This is a genomic window from 'Chrysanthemum coronarium' phytoplasma, from assembly GCF_000744065.1.
GTDB lineage: Bacteria > Bacillota_I > Bacilli_A > Acholeplasmatales > Acholeplasmataceae > Phytoplasma > Phytoplasma asteris.
In genome coordinates this window covers 1-17,569 of record NZ_BBIY01000003.1, presented here as the reverse complement: position 1 = coordinate 17,569, position 17,569 = coordinate 1, and the positions used below count along the sequence as shown (strand labels likewise).

Sequence of the window (17,569 nt, the reverse complement as noted above, 5' to 3'; positions counted from 1 at the left end):
GTAAATTATGGATCTCCCGTATTAACGCTGGTGCTATGTTATGCGGCATGCAGTATTCTTATTTAATGCACGGACTTGCTTTGGCAAAAGTAGATGTTAATCGTAAAGTATTAGCAGATTTAGCACACTTACAACCAGAAACTTTCGCACAATATGTTCAATTAGCAAAAGAAGCCTTAGTGCAATTTCAACAAACATTAAAACAAAAAGAAGCGCAAGTAACTAAATTACAAGAAGAACAATTAAACCAACTTGCACAAAAAGAAGAAAAACCACCTCAACTTGAAAAAACCCCAAAACCACAAACTACCCAAGTTAAAGCAAAAAAACCTTCTTTAGATTTATCTAAAATGTTGCTTCCTGAGTTAAAAAAATTAGCTAAAGAACACAAAGTTCCTAATTTTAATAAACTTAAAAAAGCCGAAATTGTTACAACTTTAAAAAAAGCTCTTGCTAAAAAAATAATTTAAAAATTTCAAAATACGTATTTTCATGATTTTTCATTTTTTAATTTTAAACTTGATTTGTATGTTTTTTCATGAATAATTATTTTTTAATTTTTCATTTTACAATAATTAGAAAAAATAAAATAGGAGTTATATAATATAATGAATAAAATGAAACAAAAACGTTTACAAGGATTTTACTCTTTATTATTGGCAACTTTTTTCCTTTTGGTAGCTGGATGTTGTTTTTTTGACCAAACTTTCCAACTTGGAAGTCTGAAATTCCAAATAGGATTATTTTTCTTAGGTGTCCTTTTATCGCTATTTACTTATTTAGTAGTTTTTAAAAAATACAAAGAAACTTTATCCAAGCTTCGTTTTGTCTTTGCCCTAGAAGCTTTTGTCTTTGTTTTTGTCATCGTTACTGCCTTTTTGTTACCAGGATTAGGTTTGTTAAATATTGATGATTTCAAAACCAAAAACCCTTTAGTTGGCAAACTTTTAACTTTTAACTATTGTTTATCATTGATGTTTGTTCTTCACAGCTTCATCAATTTAAATATTAATTATTTCAAGAAACAAAACTTTTCATTTTTCATTTTATATCTTTTAATGTTTGGATTTGGTTGTTTCGGATTAGGTAGCAATTTATTTGAAAACTTAAAAGATATCATTTTAAAATCATTTGCTGTTTTATCTTTAATGCACACTATTTATCTTACATTTACAGGAATTAAACAATTCCAAACCGCTAGTTTACACGCACCCAAAAAAGAGAATGAAAATGAGTGATTTAGTTTCTTTATTAAAAGATTTAACAATGTTAAATGGTATTCCAGGTCAAGAAAAAGCAGTTGCTAATTATGTAGTTGACAAAATCAAAAACCAAGTAGACTCCATCGAATATGATAATTTAGGCTCTGTGATTGCTTGTAAAGGAAAAACAGGACCTCGCATTATGTTTGCAGGACATTTGGATGAAATAGGCTTAATAGTTAATCAAATTACTCCAGAAGGTTTTATCAAATTCCAAACTCTTGGTGGTTGGTTTTCTCAAGTGATGCTTGCTCAAGTTTGGCAAATTCACACCGATAAAGGCGTTCTTAAAGCAGTTACTGGTTGCAAACCTCCGCATGTAATGTCTTTTCAAGAGCGCAATCAAGTTATCAATACTTCTTCTATGTATTTAGATATTGGAGTTTCCAACAAAGAAGAAGCCTTAAAATTAGGCGTTCGCGTTGGTGATATGGTAACTCCTTATATAGAATTCAGCACGCTTGGTAATTCTGATTATCTCCTTGCAAAAGCCTTAGATAATCGCGTGGGAGTTGCAATTGTGATGCAAGTTTTACAAAATGTCAATCCTACTACCAATCAATTTTTTGGTGTTTTTACTACCCAAGAAGAAGTAGGACTACGCGGAGCTCAAACCAGTGCTCACAAAGTACACCCTCAAATTGCTATTGCTGTTGATACTGGTATTGGAAATGATGTTCCAGGGGGCGAAAAAGAAGGGCACACTCTAGGAAAAGGTCCTCAAGTTTTAGTTTATGATGGGGGCTTAGTCGCTCACAAAGGATTGCGTAATTTTGTCCTTAAAATCGCTGCCCAAAACAATATCCCTGTGCAAGAAATAAGTGGCAGTGGTGGTAGAACTGATGCTGCAACTATGCATTTAGTGCGCGAAGGAGCCGCTTCCTTATCTTTTGGCGTTCCTGTACGCTACATTCATTCACACACTTCTGTAGTTCACAAACAAGACATCATAAACACTGTTAAACTTTTAACTTTGTTAGTAAATCAATTAGACGAAAAAGAAGTTAACGAAATTTTATTTCAATAAAAACACTTACAAAATTAAATAATTTCTCATTGGCAAACTAAATTATTTGAATAAAATATTTTAGTTTGTTTCTTGTAAATAGGCACCTTTTTATAACTTACAATCAAAATAACTTCATTTCAGACCACCTTATTTTGCAAACTTACACACCAAACCACAAGCAAATAATTTACTTTTGTTTTTATTTTGGCAAATGCAACAATTAAAAAAAGATTTTTTTGGTATAATATTATTAAGCAATTATTGCTTTTTTGAAGGAGAAATAAAAAAATGGTTTTTGAAAAAATTAAAGCTTTAATTGCCACCCAGTTATCTTTAGACGCTTCTACAATTACTTTAGACACTTGTTTTAAAGAAGATTTAGGACTTGATTCGCTAGACGCTTTAGAACTAGTTATGGAAGTAGAAAAAACATTTCAAATCAACATTAGTGATGCAACTTTACAAAATTTTAAAACCGTTCAAGATATCGTTTTTTACATCACTAAAAACACCCCTTAAACTAACTCATTTTCTTTTTCAATCATTTTCACAATTAATTTAAATTTATTCCCACATTATAACACATTATAAAAGTTAAAACAAATATAGAAGGCTTTCGAGTATGACAAAATTAATTTATGATTTTAAACAAATAGAACATAAATGGCAACTTTATTGGCAACAAAATAAGGTGTTCAAAACTCAAGATAACTTTTCACAAAAGAAATTTTATTGTCTTGATATGTTTCCTTATCCTTCTTCTGAAGGGCTTCATGTAGGTCATATTGAAGGTTATACTGCAAGCGATATTATGAGTAGGTTCAAACGCATGCAAGGTTTTAATGTTTTGCATCCTTTTGGTTGGGATTCATTTGGGCTGCCTGCCGAACAATATGCTTTGCAAACAGGCAAAAACCCCCGCACTTTTACTTATGAAAACATCAATAATTTTAAAAAACAAATTCAAAGTATTGGTAAAAGTGTTGATTGGGATAGAGAACTTGCCACCTCAGATCCTTATTTTTATGCCTGGACTCAATGGATTTTTAAAAAACTTTACGAAAAAGGACTAGCAGTTCTCAAAAATACAGAAGTAAATTTTTGCCCTAATTTAGGAACAGTGCTTGCTAATGAAGAAGTAATTTCTAATGAAAAAGGGATGTTTTCTGAAAGAGGCAATCATCCAGTTGTTAAAAAAAAGATGAAACAATGGGTTTTAAAAATAACTCAATATGCAGACAGACTTTTAGACGACCTTAATTTAGTTAATTGGCCTTTAAACGTGAAAGAAATGCAAGCTAATTGGATTGGCAAAAATCAAGGTGCAATCGTCTCTTTTCCAGTTTCGGACCAAAAAATAACTTTAAAAACTTTCACCACTCGCCCTGATACTCTTTTTGGTGTAACTTTTTTAGTAATAGCGCCCGAACACGAATTAGCCTTACAACTCACCAAACCCGAATACCAACAAGCAGTTAACAATTATTTGGAATTAACCAAACAAAAAAAAGACTTAGAAAGAGACATCAATAAAGACAAAACAGGTGTTTTTACGGGTAGTTTTGCAATTAATCCTTGCAATAACACCAAAATTCCTATCTGGATTGCTGATTATGTCCTTCCTCATTATGGCACAGGTGCTTTAATGTCTGTTCCTTGTCATGATCAAAGAGATTTTGAGTTTGCTCAAAAACATGGTCTAAAAATGATTCAAGTTATAACTCCCCCGTCTTCTGATTTGGAAAATCCTACCGCCAACCAAACCAACCCTCCCTTAACTGAAGCTTATACGGGAGAAGGCATCCACATCAATAGTGATTTTTTAAATGGTCTTAATAACGAACAAGCTAAAACTAAAATTTTGCAATTTTTAGAAAAAAATAATCACGGGTACTCTCATTATACTTATAAATTGCGTGATTGGGTCTTTTCGCGCCAACGATATTGGGCAGAACCCTTCCCCATTTATTATGATGACACCAACAATAAAATTTATACTGATAGCGACGCAAACTTGCCCATAGAACTTCCTTTTTTGGAACAAATCAAACCATCAGGCACAGGTGAATCACCTCTCTCCAAAGCCCATTTTTGGCTATATTTTGAAAAAGATGGCAAAAAATATCGCAGAGATTCTAACACTATGCCACAACTTGCAGGTAGTTCTTGGTACTATATTGGCTATATTTTGAAAAATTATTTGGGTATAATCCCATTAAATACCACCAAAGCAAAAGAACTACTTGACTATTATTTGCCAGTAGACTTATACATTGGAGGAACAGAACACGCTGTTGGTCATTTACTTTATGCACGTTTTTGGCATAAGTTTTTATACGATCTGGGTTTAGTTTCTACCAAAGAACCTTTTCAAAAATTAGTTAATCAAGGTATTATTTTGGGACATGATCACACTAAAATGTCTAAATCCAAAGGCAACGGCGTAAGTTCTTCTTTAATGCTTGCACGCTACGGCGCTGATGTACTGCGAATTTATATCATGTTTATGGGTCCGTTAGAAGATATTAAAAGTTGGTGTGAAAAAGGTTTCAAAGGAATACAACGTTTTTTAAATAGAGTTTATCAAATGTTTTCTTTTGCAATGCCAAATGATTTTGAAACTTCTCTAAACGCTATTTATCATCAAACCATTTTTCAAACAACCCAAGATTATGAAAAATTGAAATTCAATAAAGTTATTAGTCAATTAATGATTTTTGTCAATCAAGTTTATAAACATCAAAAAATAGGCAAAAAACAAGCACAGACCTTTTTGCAACTATTAAATCCGATTGTTCCTCACTTGACAGAAGAAATTAATCAAACTATTTTGAAAAATAACAACCAACTAGTTGCTTTAACTTGGCCTTTGCATGATAAAACTCATTTAGAACAACTGCAAGTAAAAATTATTGTGCAAGTAAATAGCAAATTAAGAGCTGTTTTGGAACTTCCTTGTGATTTGTCTTCAGAACAAATTAAAACTCTAGCTTTACAAGATGCAAAAGTTAATAAGTTTGTATGCCATAAAAACATTCAAAATATGATTTATATTCCCAATAAATTATTAAATATTATTGTTAATTAATCAATATTAACATCAATATTAATTTTTGGTGGCAATTGTGTATTTTAATCAAAACCACTTTTAATTTTAATCTTCAATTTTTAAAATTATTTAAGCACAACTAATATTATTAAGCGCTTTCACAAAATTTAATAAAAAAGGTAAGTTAACATGAAATTAAATAAAAAAGGACTTTTAATAGTTCTTTCAGGACCTTCAGGAGTTGGCAAAGCCACTGTGAGAAAAGCTTTGTTTGAAATGACTAATCATAATTTTGTGTATTCTGTTTCTGCTACTACCAGAAAACCGCGACCAGGTGAACAAGACGGTAAAGATTACCATTTTCTAACTAAAGAAGAATTTGAAAAAGGGATTGAAAATAATTGTTTTTTAGAATGGGCTAAATTTATTGATCATTATTATGGAACTCCTAAAAAGCAAATTCAAGATTTTTTAAAACAAGGAAAAGAAGTGTTTTTAGAAATTGAAGTTGAAGGAGCCACTCATTTAAGAAAAAAACGTATCCCAAACACAGTTTTTATTTTTTTGGTTCCGCCTGAAAAAAAAGCTCTCTACGATCGTTTAAAAAAACGCGGCACTGAACAAGAAGCAAATATTGCAAAACGAATTGCCAAAGCCAATAACGAGTTTCACTTAGCTCACAAATACGATTATATTGTAGTAAATGATGAAGTGGCTAATGCTGCTGACCGTATTATTGCAATTATTAGAGCAGAACATGCCAAAACGAAACGCAGTATTCGTAATTATTTAAAAATATTGGAGGATAATGGTTATGCAGAACAATAGTAAACCAAATAAAAAAAAATACAATAAGGAAGGTTTGATCTATCCTTCGATTGATAAATTGTTGGATCAAATTAATTCCAAATACAAATTAGTTCATATTGCAAGCAAAACTGCTCATGTGATAGAAGCTCAAAAAAAAGAATTGCCTGAACTTGTGTGTAATAAAGTAGTTGGTAAAGCTTTGGAAGAAATTATTAATGATAAAGTTAAATTTGTCTTTAAGTAATTAATATTTAGGTACCATTTCACAATTGATAAAATAAGTTAAATTACAAATAATATTGTGTAATTTAACTATTTTTTTATAATTGCAATTCATCTCACCTTCCTTTTATTTTTCCACCATTTATTATTTTTAATCACATTTTTTAACTTTGCAAGCGAGGTAAAATCCATGAATAAAACACATTTTAACCACATTTCAGTTCTCAAACAAGAAGCCATAGATTTTTTAAAGATAAATCCCGAAGGTATTTATGTAGATGCCACTTTAGGACAATGTGGGCATACTATAGAAATTGCAAATCTTTTGCAACAAGGGTTTTTATATTCTTTTGACCAAGATGTAGAAGCTTGCACAAACGCTAAAAAAATCTTGCCCCCACATTTGCCAATTGAAATAATTCATAGCAACTTTTCGCATTTAAAAGCCCAATTAGCAAAACGAAATGTTTTTCAATTAGATGGTATTTTATTTGATTTAGGGTTATCTTCTTGTCAAATTGACAATCCCCAAAGAGGATTTAGTTATTTGCACAACACTCCTTTAGATATGAGAATGAATGTTAATCAAACAATTACTGCACAATATATTTTAAATAATTACTCCTTTGCACAATTAAAAAATATTTTTAAGGTTTATGGTGAAGTTAAAAATGCTGCTTTGGTTGCCTCAGAAATTATTAAACAAAGACCTTTGTGCACATCTTATGATTTGGTTGCCATCACTGATCGATTTTGCAATCGCCAAAAAGGACATAGTGCTAAAAAAATATTTCAAGCATTGCGTATCGAAGTTAACCAAGAATTAGAATCTTTAAAACAAGCCTTGGAACAAAGTCTTGATTTGTTAAAACCCAATGCCATGATAGTAGTTATTAGTTTTCATTCGTTAGAAGACCGCATTGTTAAACATTTTTTTAAAAAAAATAGTACTTTTGTTTTGCCTAAAAAAATGCCTATTACAATTATGCCCCAAACTCCTTTAAGTATTATTACTAAAAAAGCTTTTTTGCCAAGTGAGGAAGAAATGCAAAATAATTCGCGTAGTATTTCTGCTAAACTGAGGGTAGCTGTCAAAAATGGTTAGTTATCTAAATAAATGAAATAGTTGCGCGCCTCCTCTAAATATCACCTTTTGCCTCCCAAAACCCCTCTAATTTTGATAAAATATAATGTGTGTTATAGCTTTTATTTACACATATTTTCAAGTTGTTTGACCCAACCCAAACATTAGATGGAGGTTTTTTTGTGGTTAAAACAAAAGCAACAACACAAATTTTAATTAATGAAAAAAGAAATAGAAAATTTTTATTAGAAGGAAACTTATGGAAAGTAATTTTTTATTTTACCTTTCCTATCATTATTTATTGGATTTTTCAAAATGCATCAGATGCTATTGATCTTTTTATTTTAAAAAGAAATCAAATTTCAGATAATCAACTTACCTTTGTAAGTCGCGTACATATATTTAAAGGTATTCTTGTTCCTTTTGGTATTTCTATTGCCACAGGAGGAGTTATTTTAGTAGGGCGCGCTTATGGACAAAATAATGTTAATAAAATGCACCTTTATTTGGCAAAAACGTTTGTTCTTTCCATTTTAACTGGCTTTATTTTGGTCTTTTTATGCATTTTTGTTTTTAAAAGTTTCATTGCAACTAATATTTTAAAAATTAGTCAAAATGCAATTGAAAACAATGAAGGTATTAAATATTATAATCTTATTATATTGTCGCTTGTTTGTATCATTATAAATACAGTTTTTTTAAGTTTGGAGCGTGCCAAAGGTAATAACAAAATTGCTCTTTTTTTAAATATTTTAAACGCTTCTGCTAAAATTATTTTTTCTTTTGTTCTTTTTCATTATTGGAATTCTTCCATGGTTTCTTTGGCTTTGGCTACTTTGATTTCTAACGGAATTGTTACTTTATTTGCTTTGTGGTTTTTATTTTTTGACAGCAAAAATCCCTTCCGTATTATTTTATCCAAAATCAGTTTTGATAAAGAATTTTTGAAAAAACTTTCTAAATTAGCTATTCCTGTTTGTGCTAGTATTAGTATTTATAGTGTTGGCAAATTAATTGTAAGTATCATTGTTAAAGAATGGTACGGTGATCCTCAAGGAATTAGTAGTTCCCAAATTGGAGCTAATTTAGCCTTAGCAGTAACTATTAATAATGTCTTTTATAATGCACTTAACTCTTTTTCTGATTCCCAAAATGCTATTATATCTCAAAATTTAGGTCATAACAATCTTAATAGAGTCTTTGAAGCATTCAAAAAAATTATTTTTTGTATGTGTGTTTTGGCTTTAATAGGTTCTTTGATTAATATTTTTGGTTATAAGTTAATTTTGCCATTATTTCATGATAGTCCTTGGGAAAAGATTCCTACTTTGGAACAAGATGTTTTCCGTACATTATTATTTTTTGAAACTACTAGCTTATGGTTATCGTGTGGTTCTATTATTATGTTTAATTTTTTATTAGCTTTTAAACGCGTAGGACCTTCGGTTTATCTGAATTTTTTAAGAACTTTAATTCGTATCTTTTTTATTGTTCTTTTTTCCAAACACTTTTTAAATCAAGGTGTAATGGGAGTAGGTTTGAGTATTTTTCTTAGTAATTTTATTTGTTTTATCATTACATTATTAATTTTTTCAACTTTTTATCTTAAATTAAAACGTGATAAAACATTTGAACAAGATTAAATATTTTATATATTGTAATAACTTTTATATGGATAATTATTTAATAATAAGAGATTTTATTATACTCAAATAAAATACTTCCAAATTTAACACTCTTTTAAATTATGTTTTGAATCTTAATATGTAAATAAAAAACCACCCTAAAAGGGTGGTTTTTTTGTCTTTGTGCTGTCTTTTATAATGAGGTTAATAAAGTAAATTATTTATTAAAAGATTTTGTGTTTTTCTTTTTGTCTTTTAGTTTGGGGTTTTTGGGACTTTGTAAAAGTCTTAATCCATTGAAAATAACTAAAAGTGTGCTTCCTTCATGGCAAGTGACTGCCCAAGGTAAATTCATGTCTCCAAAAAGATTACAAAGATTCAAGATACAAACTACTAACATAGCAAAAATAATATTTTGCCAAATGATTTTGCGTAGTTTGACAGCTACTTGGTGAGTATAGATAATTTTTGATAAATCGTTTTGCATTAAAACTGCATCTGCTACATTCATTGCCACATCAGTACCGTTTTGCATCGCAATTCCTACATCAGCAGCTGTAAGGGCAGGAGCATCATTGACACCATCACCTACCATTACTGTAGTGCCTTTTTCTTTTTGTAGTTCTTGAACTTTTTCTAGTTTATAGGCAGGTAGAATATCTCCCCAAGCTGCTTTGAGATGAAGTTTTTTTTGTAAGATGTAAGCGCTTTGTTGGGTATCTCCTGTAATTACTGCAGTATAGATGTTTTTATGGTTGAAGTATTGCATTAAATGATAAGCTTGAGGACGTAATTTATCCAAAAGAGCTAAAACCATAACAATGTGATTATTACAACTAAAATAAACGATGGTTTTGCCTTCGTATAAAAATTTTTGCGTTTGGGCTTGTAAAGATGCACAGATTGGAGTTTGGGTAAAAGCAGTAGCTTTGGCAATTTTATAATGATTGTTTTGATAAAAAGTTTCAAGGCCGACGCCAACTGAGATAGTAATTTCCATTTGGAGGTGAGATTTGTGGTGGAAATGGTTTTTAATAGCTAGCGCTAAAGGATGGTTGGATTTTTGTTCCATCCCTAATAATATATCTAAATATTTGTGATACTTTTCTTTAGAGATTTCGGGGGCTACATAAACATCAGTTACTTGAGGTTTGCCTTCGGTAAGGGTGCCTGTTTTGTCGCATACAAAAGCTTTGATATCTGCCATTTTTTCCAAAGATCTGCCGTTTTTGAATAAAATCCCTTTTTTAGTGAGGTTAGAAATAGCTGTAAGAGTGGAAGGAATGTCAGCTGCAGCTAGGGCACATGGAGATGATACAGTTAAAAAAATCATTGTTTTGTGTAGCCAAGTGCTAAATTCGAAATTGGGATTACTTGGTCCAGTAAAATGTAGTATTCCTGCAAGACCAAGGACAACAACAACTGTTGCCATAACGGTTTTTACATAAATTGGTTCTATTTTTTTAATTAAAGTAGCAGTTTTGGAAATATTGTTTTGGGTTTGGCTTACTAATCTTACAATTTGGGCAAAAACAGTCTGTTCGTTAGTAGCTGTGACACGCATAACAAAATGGTTGCTGCCGTTAATGGTGCTGCCGTAGACAAAATCGCCTGGTTGTTTGTCACAAGGAATGCCTTCACCTGTAATGTTAGCTTCGTTAATGTTGGGATTGCCCGAAACAATGACGCCGTCAGTAGGGATTTGGTCGCCTGGTAAAATTAAGACTAAATCATTGATTTTGAGTAGTTTGGAAGGAATAATTTCAGTACTGCCGTCTTCTTTTTGTAATCTTGCTTCTGCTACTTGAAGCTTTAAGAGATTTTTGATTTCTTTTTGACTTTTTGCCTCAACGTATTCTTCTAAAAAAGAAGCTCCTGAAAATATGACAATTAATAAAATGCCGTCGTTGTAGTTTTTTAAATATAAAGCTCCCAGAGCCGCTAAAGTCATTAAAATATGAATGTTGGGAGTGAATTTTTTAAATTTGCAAGTATCTTGCCAAGTTTCTATAAAGCCTTTTAAAATAACATGATAGCCGATTAAAAATAAAAGTGCCAAAGAAACAAGAACTAATACTAGTGTGTTTGTGCAATTGTGAGAATGCAAATATAGAGCAAATAAACTATATAAAAATGTTCCTATAACAAAAAAAATTAATGGTTTTTTATCGTTGTGTTCGTGATTGTTTATGGATGAAGAATTGTTGCAACAAGACAAATTTTTGTACCTCTTTGCTTAATTTTTTGGATAAATATAATTGTAAATATTTTAGTAATGTAAAGTATGTTTGGAAAAAGTGTTAATGGATGAGTTGTTTGTTAGTTTTGGGTTTTTAGTTTCGCATTTGCAAAATTTTTTTAATAAAATGGCGTTTTGAATTCAAAACATGTAAAAAAAATTCCAAAAAAATCTGGAATTTTTTAAAGTTAATAATTATTAATTTTCAGAATTTTGAGAAAAATCTTCTTCTTGTGGAGGGTTATCTAGCAAATCTTGGTATTTTGTTTTGATGCAATTTTCAATTAGTTGACGGGTTTCTGAATTGATGGGATGAGCGATATCTCTAAAGTTGCCTTTGGAAGTTTTTCTACTTGGCATAGCAATAAATATACCTCTTTCTCCTTCTATAATTCTGATGTCATTAACTACAAATTGGTTTTCAAAAGTGATTGAAGAAACTCCTCTTAATCTACTTTCACCGTTGATTTTTCTAATTTTTACATCGGTAACTTTCATTTCTTAAGCCTCCAGTTTTGCTTCATTTTATATTAAATGCTAAATTACTATTTGTTATTTATTATTAATTATTTATGGTTTGTGTAATGATACAAATTAAAAATTGAAAATAAAATATAAATAATAATTGGATGCAGTTAATATTTTAATGGTTTTTTTATTTAAAAAAAGATTAATATTTAATTTTTTGATATTGATGTTTAATATCGGAAAAAGGGAAAATCATTTCCTAATGAGCTTTGTGATTTATTTTCAATATGAAAAGTTTTATTATTTTATGATATATTAAAAAAAATAAACCATTTAACAGTTAATTTTTGAAAAGTTTCTAAAGTTACCTGTTCGGCTCTAATTTGTAAGGGGATGTGATGTTGTAAGAAAAAAGGAATAATGGTTTCTTTGGATAACAAAAATTGACAAGATAAGTTGTTGAGTAAAGTTTTTCTTTTTTGTTTAAAGGAAGCTTTTACAAACTTGATAAATTGTTGCAAGAAAGTAGGGCAAATGTTGTTATTTTTAGTAAGTTTAATAACAATACTGTCTACTTTGGGTGCAGGAAAAAACATATGTCTTTTAACTTCTTGGATTTTTTCAATACTAAATAGAAATTGAATAATTACAGATAAAGCGTTATAATTTTTGTTATTGGGTTGAGCCAGTAAACGCATTCCTACTTCTTTTTGAATCATAATAGTAGCATCATTAATTTGGGGAGTGTCAATAATTTTAAAAAGAATAGGTGAGGTAATATAATAAGGTAAGTTACCAATTAAACTTAATTGAGAGTTAGGACTAAAATAATGATCAAAATCTTTTAATAAATCTCTTTTTAAAAAATCATCATAAATGATATTAACATTGTTATGATTTTCAAAATTTAAAAAAGGTTTGAGAGTAGCATCAATTTCATAGGCTAAAACATGTTTAGCTTGAGGGACAATAATTTTGGTTAAAGCACCTTTGCCAGGTCCAATTTCTAAAACATTTTTGTCTGTGATGGAAGCCTTAGTTACAATTTTGTTTAATAAATTAACATCTGTTAAAAAATTTTGACCGTATTTTTTTTTGGTTGTATGATGCATTTGATTTCCTTAAATAAAATTGATATGGATGTTGGCTTTTGGGATTTGTTGTTAGTTAAGAATTGGGGAAGTTGTTTGGGAGGGGTTTATAGGGGAAGTTTTGGATTTATAAAAGGCGATAAAAAAATTTATTATCTTGTTTAGGACTACTTTTGATTAAACTTTTAATAATGGGGGATTCTTCTTTCAGACTTTTGAGTCCTCCCTGAGATTTAATTAAAATTTTGGTTTCAAATTTAGGCTTACTTTCGGAATAAGCATTTTGAAAAGCAGCATTACTTGAAGTATAATATTTAATATAATCGGGGTTTTGGCTGTGATATTGTTGCTTAATGTGTTCAATTTGTTCTTGGTTTTGGTCTTTATCATCTAAAATGTGCCAAATGCGTCTATTGAGAAAATCATTACATAAATTTTTTAAAATGGTATCCTTACTATTTTTAAGATGTAGGATTAAACCGTTCATATAATAATCATCAATTGCTAAGTATTTGTCTAGGTCAGTTTGATTGTTTACAAAATTGTAAAAAGGTTGGATGTATGGGTCTACAGGATAGTTATTTTGTAATAAATCACATAAACGTTTACAAATTTTTTCTAAAATAGTGCTATAAGCTCTTACTTTGGGATGATAATAAACTTGCCAGAACATATGATAGCGGTTAATTAAATAATTTTCAATAGCAAAAACACCACTTTGTCTAAAGGCAATACATTTTTCGTTATTTTTGCTAGGATGAGGCTCAATTATCATGCTACGCATTAAACGTTCTAAATCGATATGCCCATAAGTGGCACCTGTAAAATAAGAATCTCGTTCTAAATAATCTAGTCTGTCAATATCAATTTGACTAGTTAAAATTTGTTCTATTAAGGGAAATTTCTTTGTTTTTTCAATCACACTAGCTACATCGTTTTTGAAATCAGGGCTTATTTGGTCTAATAAAGCTCCAATTTCTTTGTTATTTTTGATGATGCGTGCACTTTGCGTTTCGTGGTTTACGTCAAATAAGGTTTCAAAAGAATGAGAATAAGCACCGTGTCCAATATCATGTAACAAAGAAGATACTAGTAAAATTAATTTTTGGGTTTCAGAAAAGTGTTTTTTAATATTTGTGATTTTTAAAAACCGTCTTGCAAGTTCATAAACACCTAAACTGTGTGTAAAACGAGAATGTTCTGCTCCATGAAAGACGGTGTTAGCGCCGCTTAATTGTTTTATACGTCTTAATCTTTGGAAAACGGAAGTATCAATTAATTTTTCAATCAATTCGTATTCCAGATAAATATAACCGTAGATAGGGTCACGAAAAACTTCAGATCTGAGAAACTTTTTAAAATATGGATTGGTTGTTTGCATTGATTTTATTGAGGATAATTTTTAATTAAGTTTATTGGGTTTTTGTAATTTTTATCCTTATCCGTTTTACCTCCTTCTTGTTGTTTGCGTTTTTAAGAATAGTTTTTATTGAGCGAAAGACACAAATGAAAGGAAATTTATGTCTTTCGTTCAATAAAAAAATAAAATAATTGTTAGTTTTGCTAAGGGGTGAAAATAAATATAGGTTATAAGGTCTTTGGGGTGAGTTGCAAGATCCTTATAACGCAAGAATTTAAGTTGACAAAATTATTTATTTTTTTATTTTTAATGATTTATTTCATTAATTTAACAGTATCGCCATTTTTAAGTAAAAAAGCACTGCCGTCATCAGTATCTAAGTGGCATTCAAGTTTAAAATCGGGGTGTACTCTGCACAAAACTTGTTTTAAGATGCCAGGTTTAGTGCCTTCAATTTCAATACTTACCATTTGTTTGTCAGTAATGCCAAAACTTTTTGCATCTTGGGTAGATAAATGAATATGTCTGTTGGCAATAATAACACCTTCTTCAATGTCTACTTGACCTTTGGGACCTATTAAAGTGGCTTTGCCTGAACCTTTAATATCGCCTGAAGATCTAACAGGAGCTGTAAATCCGTGTCTTAAAGCATCACTTTGACTAATTTCTACTTGGTCAAAAGGTCTTGTGGGTCCTAAAATCCGAACTTGTGGAAGAATTTTTCCTGATGGACTCATAACATCAATTTTTTCTTGGGCTGCAAATTGTCCTGTTTGTTTGAGGGGTTTGAAAAAAGTGAGTTGATAATTTTTTTGACCGAATAAAATATCTAGTGTTTCTTGTGATAGGTGAGTGTGTCTTCCTGAGATTCCTATTGGAATGTGATACATGTTTGCCTCCATTGTTTGCATTTACAGCTTTATTATAACATTTTTATTATAAAATGCCTCTTATTTTCTACATATTTTGATTTTTTTATTGAAGAATTGGTAAAAAGTTTTTGTGTATAAATAGTATATAATTTTTATTAATTTACTTTATTATAACATGAATTATTAGAAATATTCAAGGTAATTTGTTTATTTTGTTGTTTTATTGTTTTGTTATGCTATATTTATTTAATGACAAATAAAAAGACCCTTTGTAAAAAGAGTCTGGGGTTTAAAGGTGTTAATTAAAAGGTTTGTAAGTTAAAATAATAATTTATTAAATAAATATTGTTTTTGTTCATCGGTTTTATTTAATAAATCTTTCATTAAAGAATTGAGTAAATTTGTTTTTTCTTCTATTTGTTTTAAGGTTTTATTTAAAAAAGTGGCTATTTCATTTTGTGTTTCTAATGGGGTAAGAGTTATTTTTATTTTTTTTATTAGCTTTTGGGTGAAATTGGGAATGTGTCCTTGTTTTAAATTTTTTTGAATTTCGTTTTCTTTTTGTTTTAAATAAAAATAGAAATACAAAACATTAAAAGAATCATCTTTAGGTTTTAAAATTTGTAAATTTTGAGCAGCCCAAAAAGGTTTAGTATGGAAATGAATATAACCACAACTACCTACACTAGTTATATTATTTTCAGGAGTATTAGATTTGTTATAAGATACTTTGGGTTTTATACCTCCACCCCACACTTCGTAATCTCCATTTTTTTCACAATCTGATATATTTAAATCTGTTCTATCATCAAGAGTAATGTCTTTTGGTGGTTTTGGAGATCTCCAAAAGATATAGATATTTTTAGCTGTTGTTCAATTTTGTAATAATTGTTCTAAAGTATATGGTTCTTGTGGTAGTTCAATTGTTTCTTTGTCTTGGACGTCAATAAATACAGTTGCTAAATTGTTATTTGCATCTTTAATTTTAGTATCTAGAATATATTTATTGTTAATATTAGAATTATAAGAAGGTGTTTGTAGAGTATTTATTTGAAATATATCTTTAATAGTAGTTTGTGTTTCTACATTTTGTGTATTTGAATTTTGAGGGATTAATGTTTTTAATTTAGTAATAATTTGTTCTTGGATTTGATTTTGGTTACCTGGGTTTAATTCAATATTATGTATTTTAGCAATAAAATATTTATTATGTATTTGGGATAGTTTTTCAATTTCATTGTTGATATCTGTATTAAGGTCGCATAAATTAGTTGGGGATGGTTTGAAATTGTTGGGTTGGGTTTGATCCTTTTTGGATGTTAAATCAGATTCAAAGTCTTCGATTTTGTTTTTGATAGAAGAAATATTTTTAAAAGGTTCCGCTTTGCTTTTTATTGTCTCATAAACTTTATTTCTATTAAGTTTGAAAGTATCAAAGCAATTCTTTATTTTTGCTTTTAGAGTGTTTATGCCATCGGTGTTGAGTGTTTCTTTGTTTGCGATACTTGTCATAAAAGTGTTTTTTTCTGCATGGGCATTTTGGGTTAATGTAGTTTTATATCTTGGTATGTCTTGGTCTAGGATGTTTTGTAATGTTGTAAATTCACTATTGTTTACAGTTTCATTTTTTAATTCCTTTATATTATGAAATAAATATGCGTCATATTCGTCATATTCAGTTACAAATGTTTGTAATTGTTCAATAAGTTTATCAAGTTGCAAACTTAGTTTTTTATTTCTATTTTCAATTTGTTTATTTTTTAAATCTGGACTTTGAGTAAAAGCATAATGTTGGTTGTTGGGTCTTTGTTCGTTAGGTTGTGCTTCTAAAGCGTTAATAAGGATAGTTTGGAAAAGACAAATAAAAGCTATAATTAATAAAATTATGCATTTAATTAAATATTTTTTATTATTTTTAGTATTCATATAAGTTAAACTCCCATATTGTTTTTGATTTGAAATGATTTTAGATATTTAATTAATAAAGTTTGAATAGCACTAAAATTAAGTTTGATTGAAAATATTATTGATTATGTTGCTAAATTGTATTTGGAATAATATTTTAATCTTTTTTGTTTAATATTTTATTTTTAAAGGCCCCTTATTACATTTTTTGTATATAATAGCTAGTTTGTATATTAAAGTACTGCCATTAAAGTATATTATAACTCAAAAAAACGGTAAAATATGCTCATTTTTGTGGTTTTAAGGGTTTTTTGATGGGTTTGAGTGTTATTTTATAGGGATAAAGTTAATTTAAGGTAATAAAAAAAGACTAGTTTTAGGCTAGTCTTTAAGGGTGTTTGTTTTATCTTTTGTTTGTGCAATTTATTTATTATATATACTTAAAATTAATATTTCCTTTCATCTTTATTTTTTTAATATTTGCAAAATTAAAATAATTGTTGTATATTATTAAATAATGAATATTTTGATAAATAGCAACCAAAATTGCGTTTATCATTTTATTTGTTATTG

16 protein-coding genes are annotated in these 17,569 nt (G+C 29.3%); 9 read left to right on the top strand and 7 right to left on the bottom strand.

Going from position 1 to position 17,569, the window contains the following annotated elements; all coding sequences use genetic code 11:
- The 9 genes from OYV_RS00245 to OYV_RS00200 all read left to right on the top strand — a co-directional run.
- On the top strand, positions 1 to 470 hold a 470-nt coding region (locus OYV_RS00245), incomplete at its 5' end, for a 50S ribosomal protein L20 (protein ID WP_042067567.1).
- 138 nt (positions 471 to 608) lie between these two features.
- Positions 609 to 1,238 carry a hypothetical protein gene (locus OYV_RS00240; RefSeq protein ID WP_042067565.1) on the top strand — a complete coding sequence of 210 codons (630 nt, stop codon included), beginning with the start codon at positions 609 to 611 and terminating at the stop codon, positions 1,236 to 1,238.
- Positions 1,231 to 2,289, top strand: a complete 1,059-nt coding sequence (locus tag OYV_RS00235) for a M42 family metallopeptidase (RefSeq protein WP_042067564.1) — start codon at positions 1,231 to 1,233, stop codon at positions 2,287 to 2,289. The genes OYV_RS00240 and OYV_RS00235 overlap by 8 nt, the downstream gene beginning before the upstream one ends.
- 270 nt (positions 2,290 to 2,559) lie before the next feature.
- Positions 2,560 to 2,790 (top strand): acyl carrier protein, encoded by a 231-nt coding sequence (acpP, locus tag OYV_RS00225; protein WP_042067562.1) that lies wholly within the window; start codon positions 2,560 to 2,562, stop codon positions 2,788 to 2,790.
- 103 nt (positions 2,791 to 2,893) lie between these two features.
- Positions 2,894 to 5,359, top strand: a complete 2,466-nt coding sequence (leuS, locus tag OYV_RS00220; protein WP_042067561.1) for a leucine--tRNA ligase — start codon at positions 2,894 to 2,896, stop codon at positions 5,357 to 5,359.
- Positions 5,360 to 5,509: 150 nt separating this feature from the next.
- Positions 5,510 to 6,148, top strand: coding sequence for a guanylate kinase (gene gmk, locus OYV_RS00215; protein WP_011161079.1), 639 nt, complete (start codon positions 5,510 to 5,512; stop codon positions 6,146 to 6,148).
- Positions 6,129 to 6,374: a DNA-directed RNA polymerase subunit omega gene (locus OYV_RS00210; RefSeq protein ID WP_042067559.1), complete on the top strand. Its 246-nt coding sequence runs from the start codon at positions 6,129 to 6,131 to the stop codon at positions 6,372 to 6,374. Before gmk ends, OYV_RS00210 begins: the two co-directional genes overlap by 20 nt.
- 168 nt (positions 6,375 to 6,542) lie before the next feature.
- Positions 6,543 to 7,457 carry a 16S rRNA (cytosine(1402)-N(4))-methyltransferase RsmH gene (gene rsmH / locus OYV_RS00205; RefSeq protein WP_042067557.1) on the top strand — a complete coding sequence of 305 codons (915 nt, stop codon included), beginning with the start codon at positions 6,543 to 6,545 and terminating at the stop codon, positions 7,455 to 7,457.
- Positions 7,458 to 7,618: 161 nt separating this feature from the next.
- Complete coding sequence (locus OYV_RS00200; RefSeq protein WP_041625004.1) at positions 7,619 to 9,079, top strand: MATE family efflux transporter; 1,461 nt, start codon at positions 7,619 to 7,621, stop codon at positions 9,077 to 9,079.
- A 199-nt stretch (positions 9,080 to 9,278) separates the two neighbouring features.
- Here the strand turns inward: OYV_RS00200 and OYV_RS00195 are convergent, their stop codons facing one another.
- From OYV_RS00195 to OYV_RS00165, 7 genes are all read right to left on the bottom strand, one after another.
- Positions 9,279 to 11,279, bottom strand: coding sequence for a heavy metal translocating P-type ATPase (locus tag OYV_RS00195; RefSeq protein ID WP_011161075.1), 2,001 nt, complete (start codon positions 11,277 to 11,279; stop codon positions 9,279 to 9,281).
- A gap of 219 nt (positions 11,280 to 11,498) precedes the next feature.
- Positions 11,499 to 11,798, bottom strand: a complete 300-nt coding sequence (gene spoVG / locus OYV_RS00190; protein WP_011161074.1) for a septation regulator SpoVG — start codon at positions 11,796 to 11,798, stop codon at positions 11,499 to 11,501.
- Positions 11,799 to 12,073: 275 nt separating this feature from the next.
- Positions 12,074 to 12,880, bottom strand: coding sequence for a 16S rRNA (adenine(1518)-N(6)/adenine(1519)-N(6))-dimethyltransferase RsmA (rsmA, locus tag OYV_RS00185; RefSeq protein WP_011161073.1), 807 nt, complete (start codon positions 12,878 to 12,880; stop codon positions 12,074 to 12,076).
- Positions 12,881 to 12,986: 106 nt separating this feature from the next.
- Positions 12,987 to 14,240 carry an HD domain-containing protein gene (locus OYV_RS00180; protein ID WP_042067554.1) on the bottom strand — a complete coding sequence of 418 codons (1,254 nt, stop codon included), beginning with the start codon at positions 14,238 to 14,240 and terminating at the stop codon, positions 12,987 to 12,989.
- 293 nt (positions 14,241 to 14,533) lie between these two features.
- Positions 14,534 to 15,109 (bottom strand): phosphate propanoyltransferase, encoded by a 576-nt coding sequence (locus tag OYV_RS00175; RefSeq protein ID WP_042067552.1) that lies wholly within the window; start codon positions 15,107 to 15,109, stop codon positions 14,534 to 14,536.
- Positions 15,110 to 15,409: 300 nt separating this feature from the next.
- Positions 15,410 to 15,880, bottom strand: a complete 471-nt coding sequence (locus OYV_RS00170; RefSeq protein WP_269077273.1) for a restriction endonuclease subunit S — start codon at positions 15,878 to 15,880, stop codon at positions 15,410 to 15,412.
- A gap of 84 nt (positions 15,881 to 15,964) precedes the next feature.
- On the bottom strand, positions 15,965 to 17,017 hold the full coding sequence (locus tag OYV_RS00165; RefSeq protein ID WP_042067547.1) for a hypothetical protein: 1,053 nt from the start codon (positions 17,015 to 17,017) through the stop codon (positions 15,965 to 15,967).
- Positions 17,018 to 17,569: the final 552 nt, after the last annotated feature.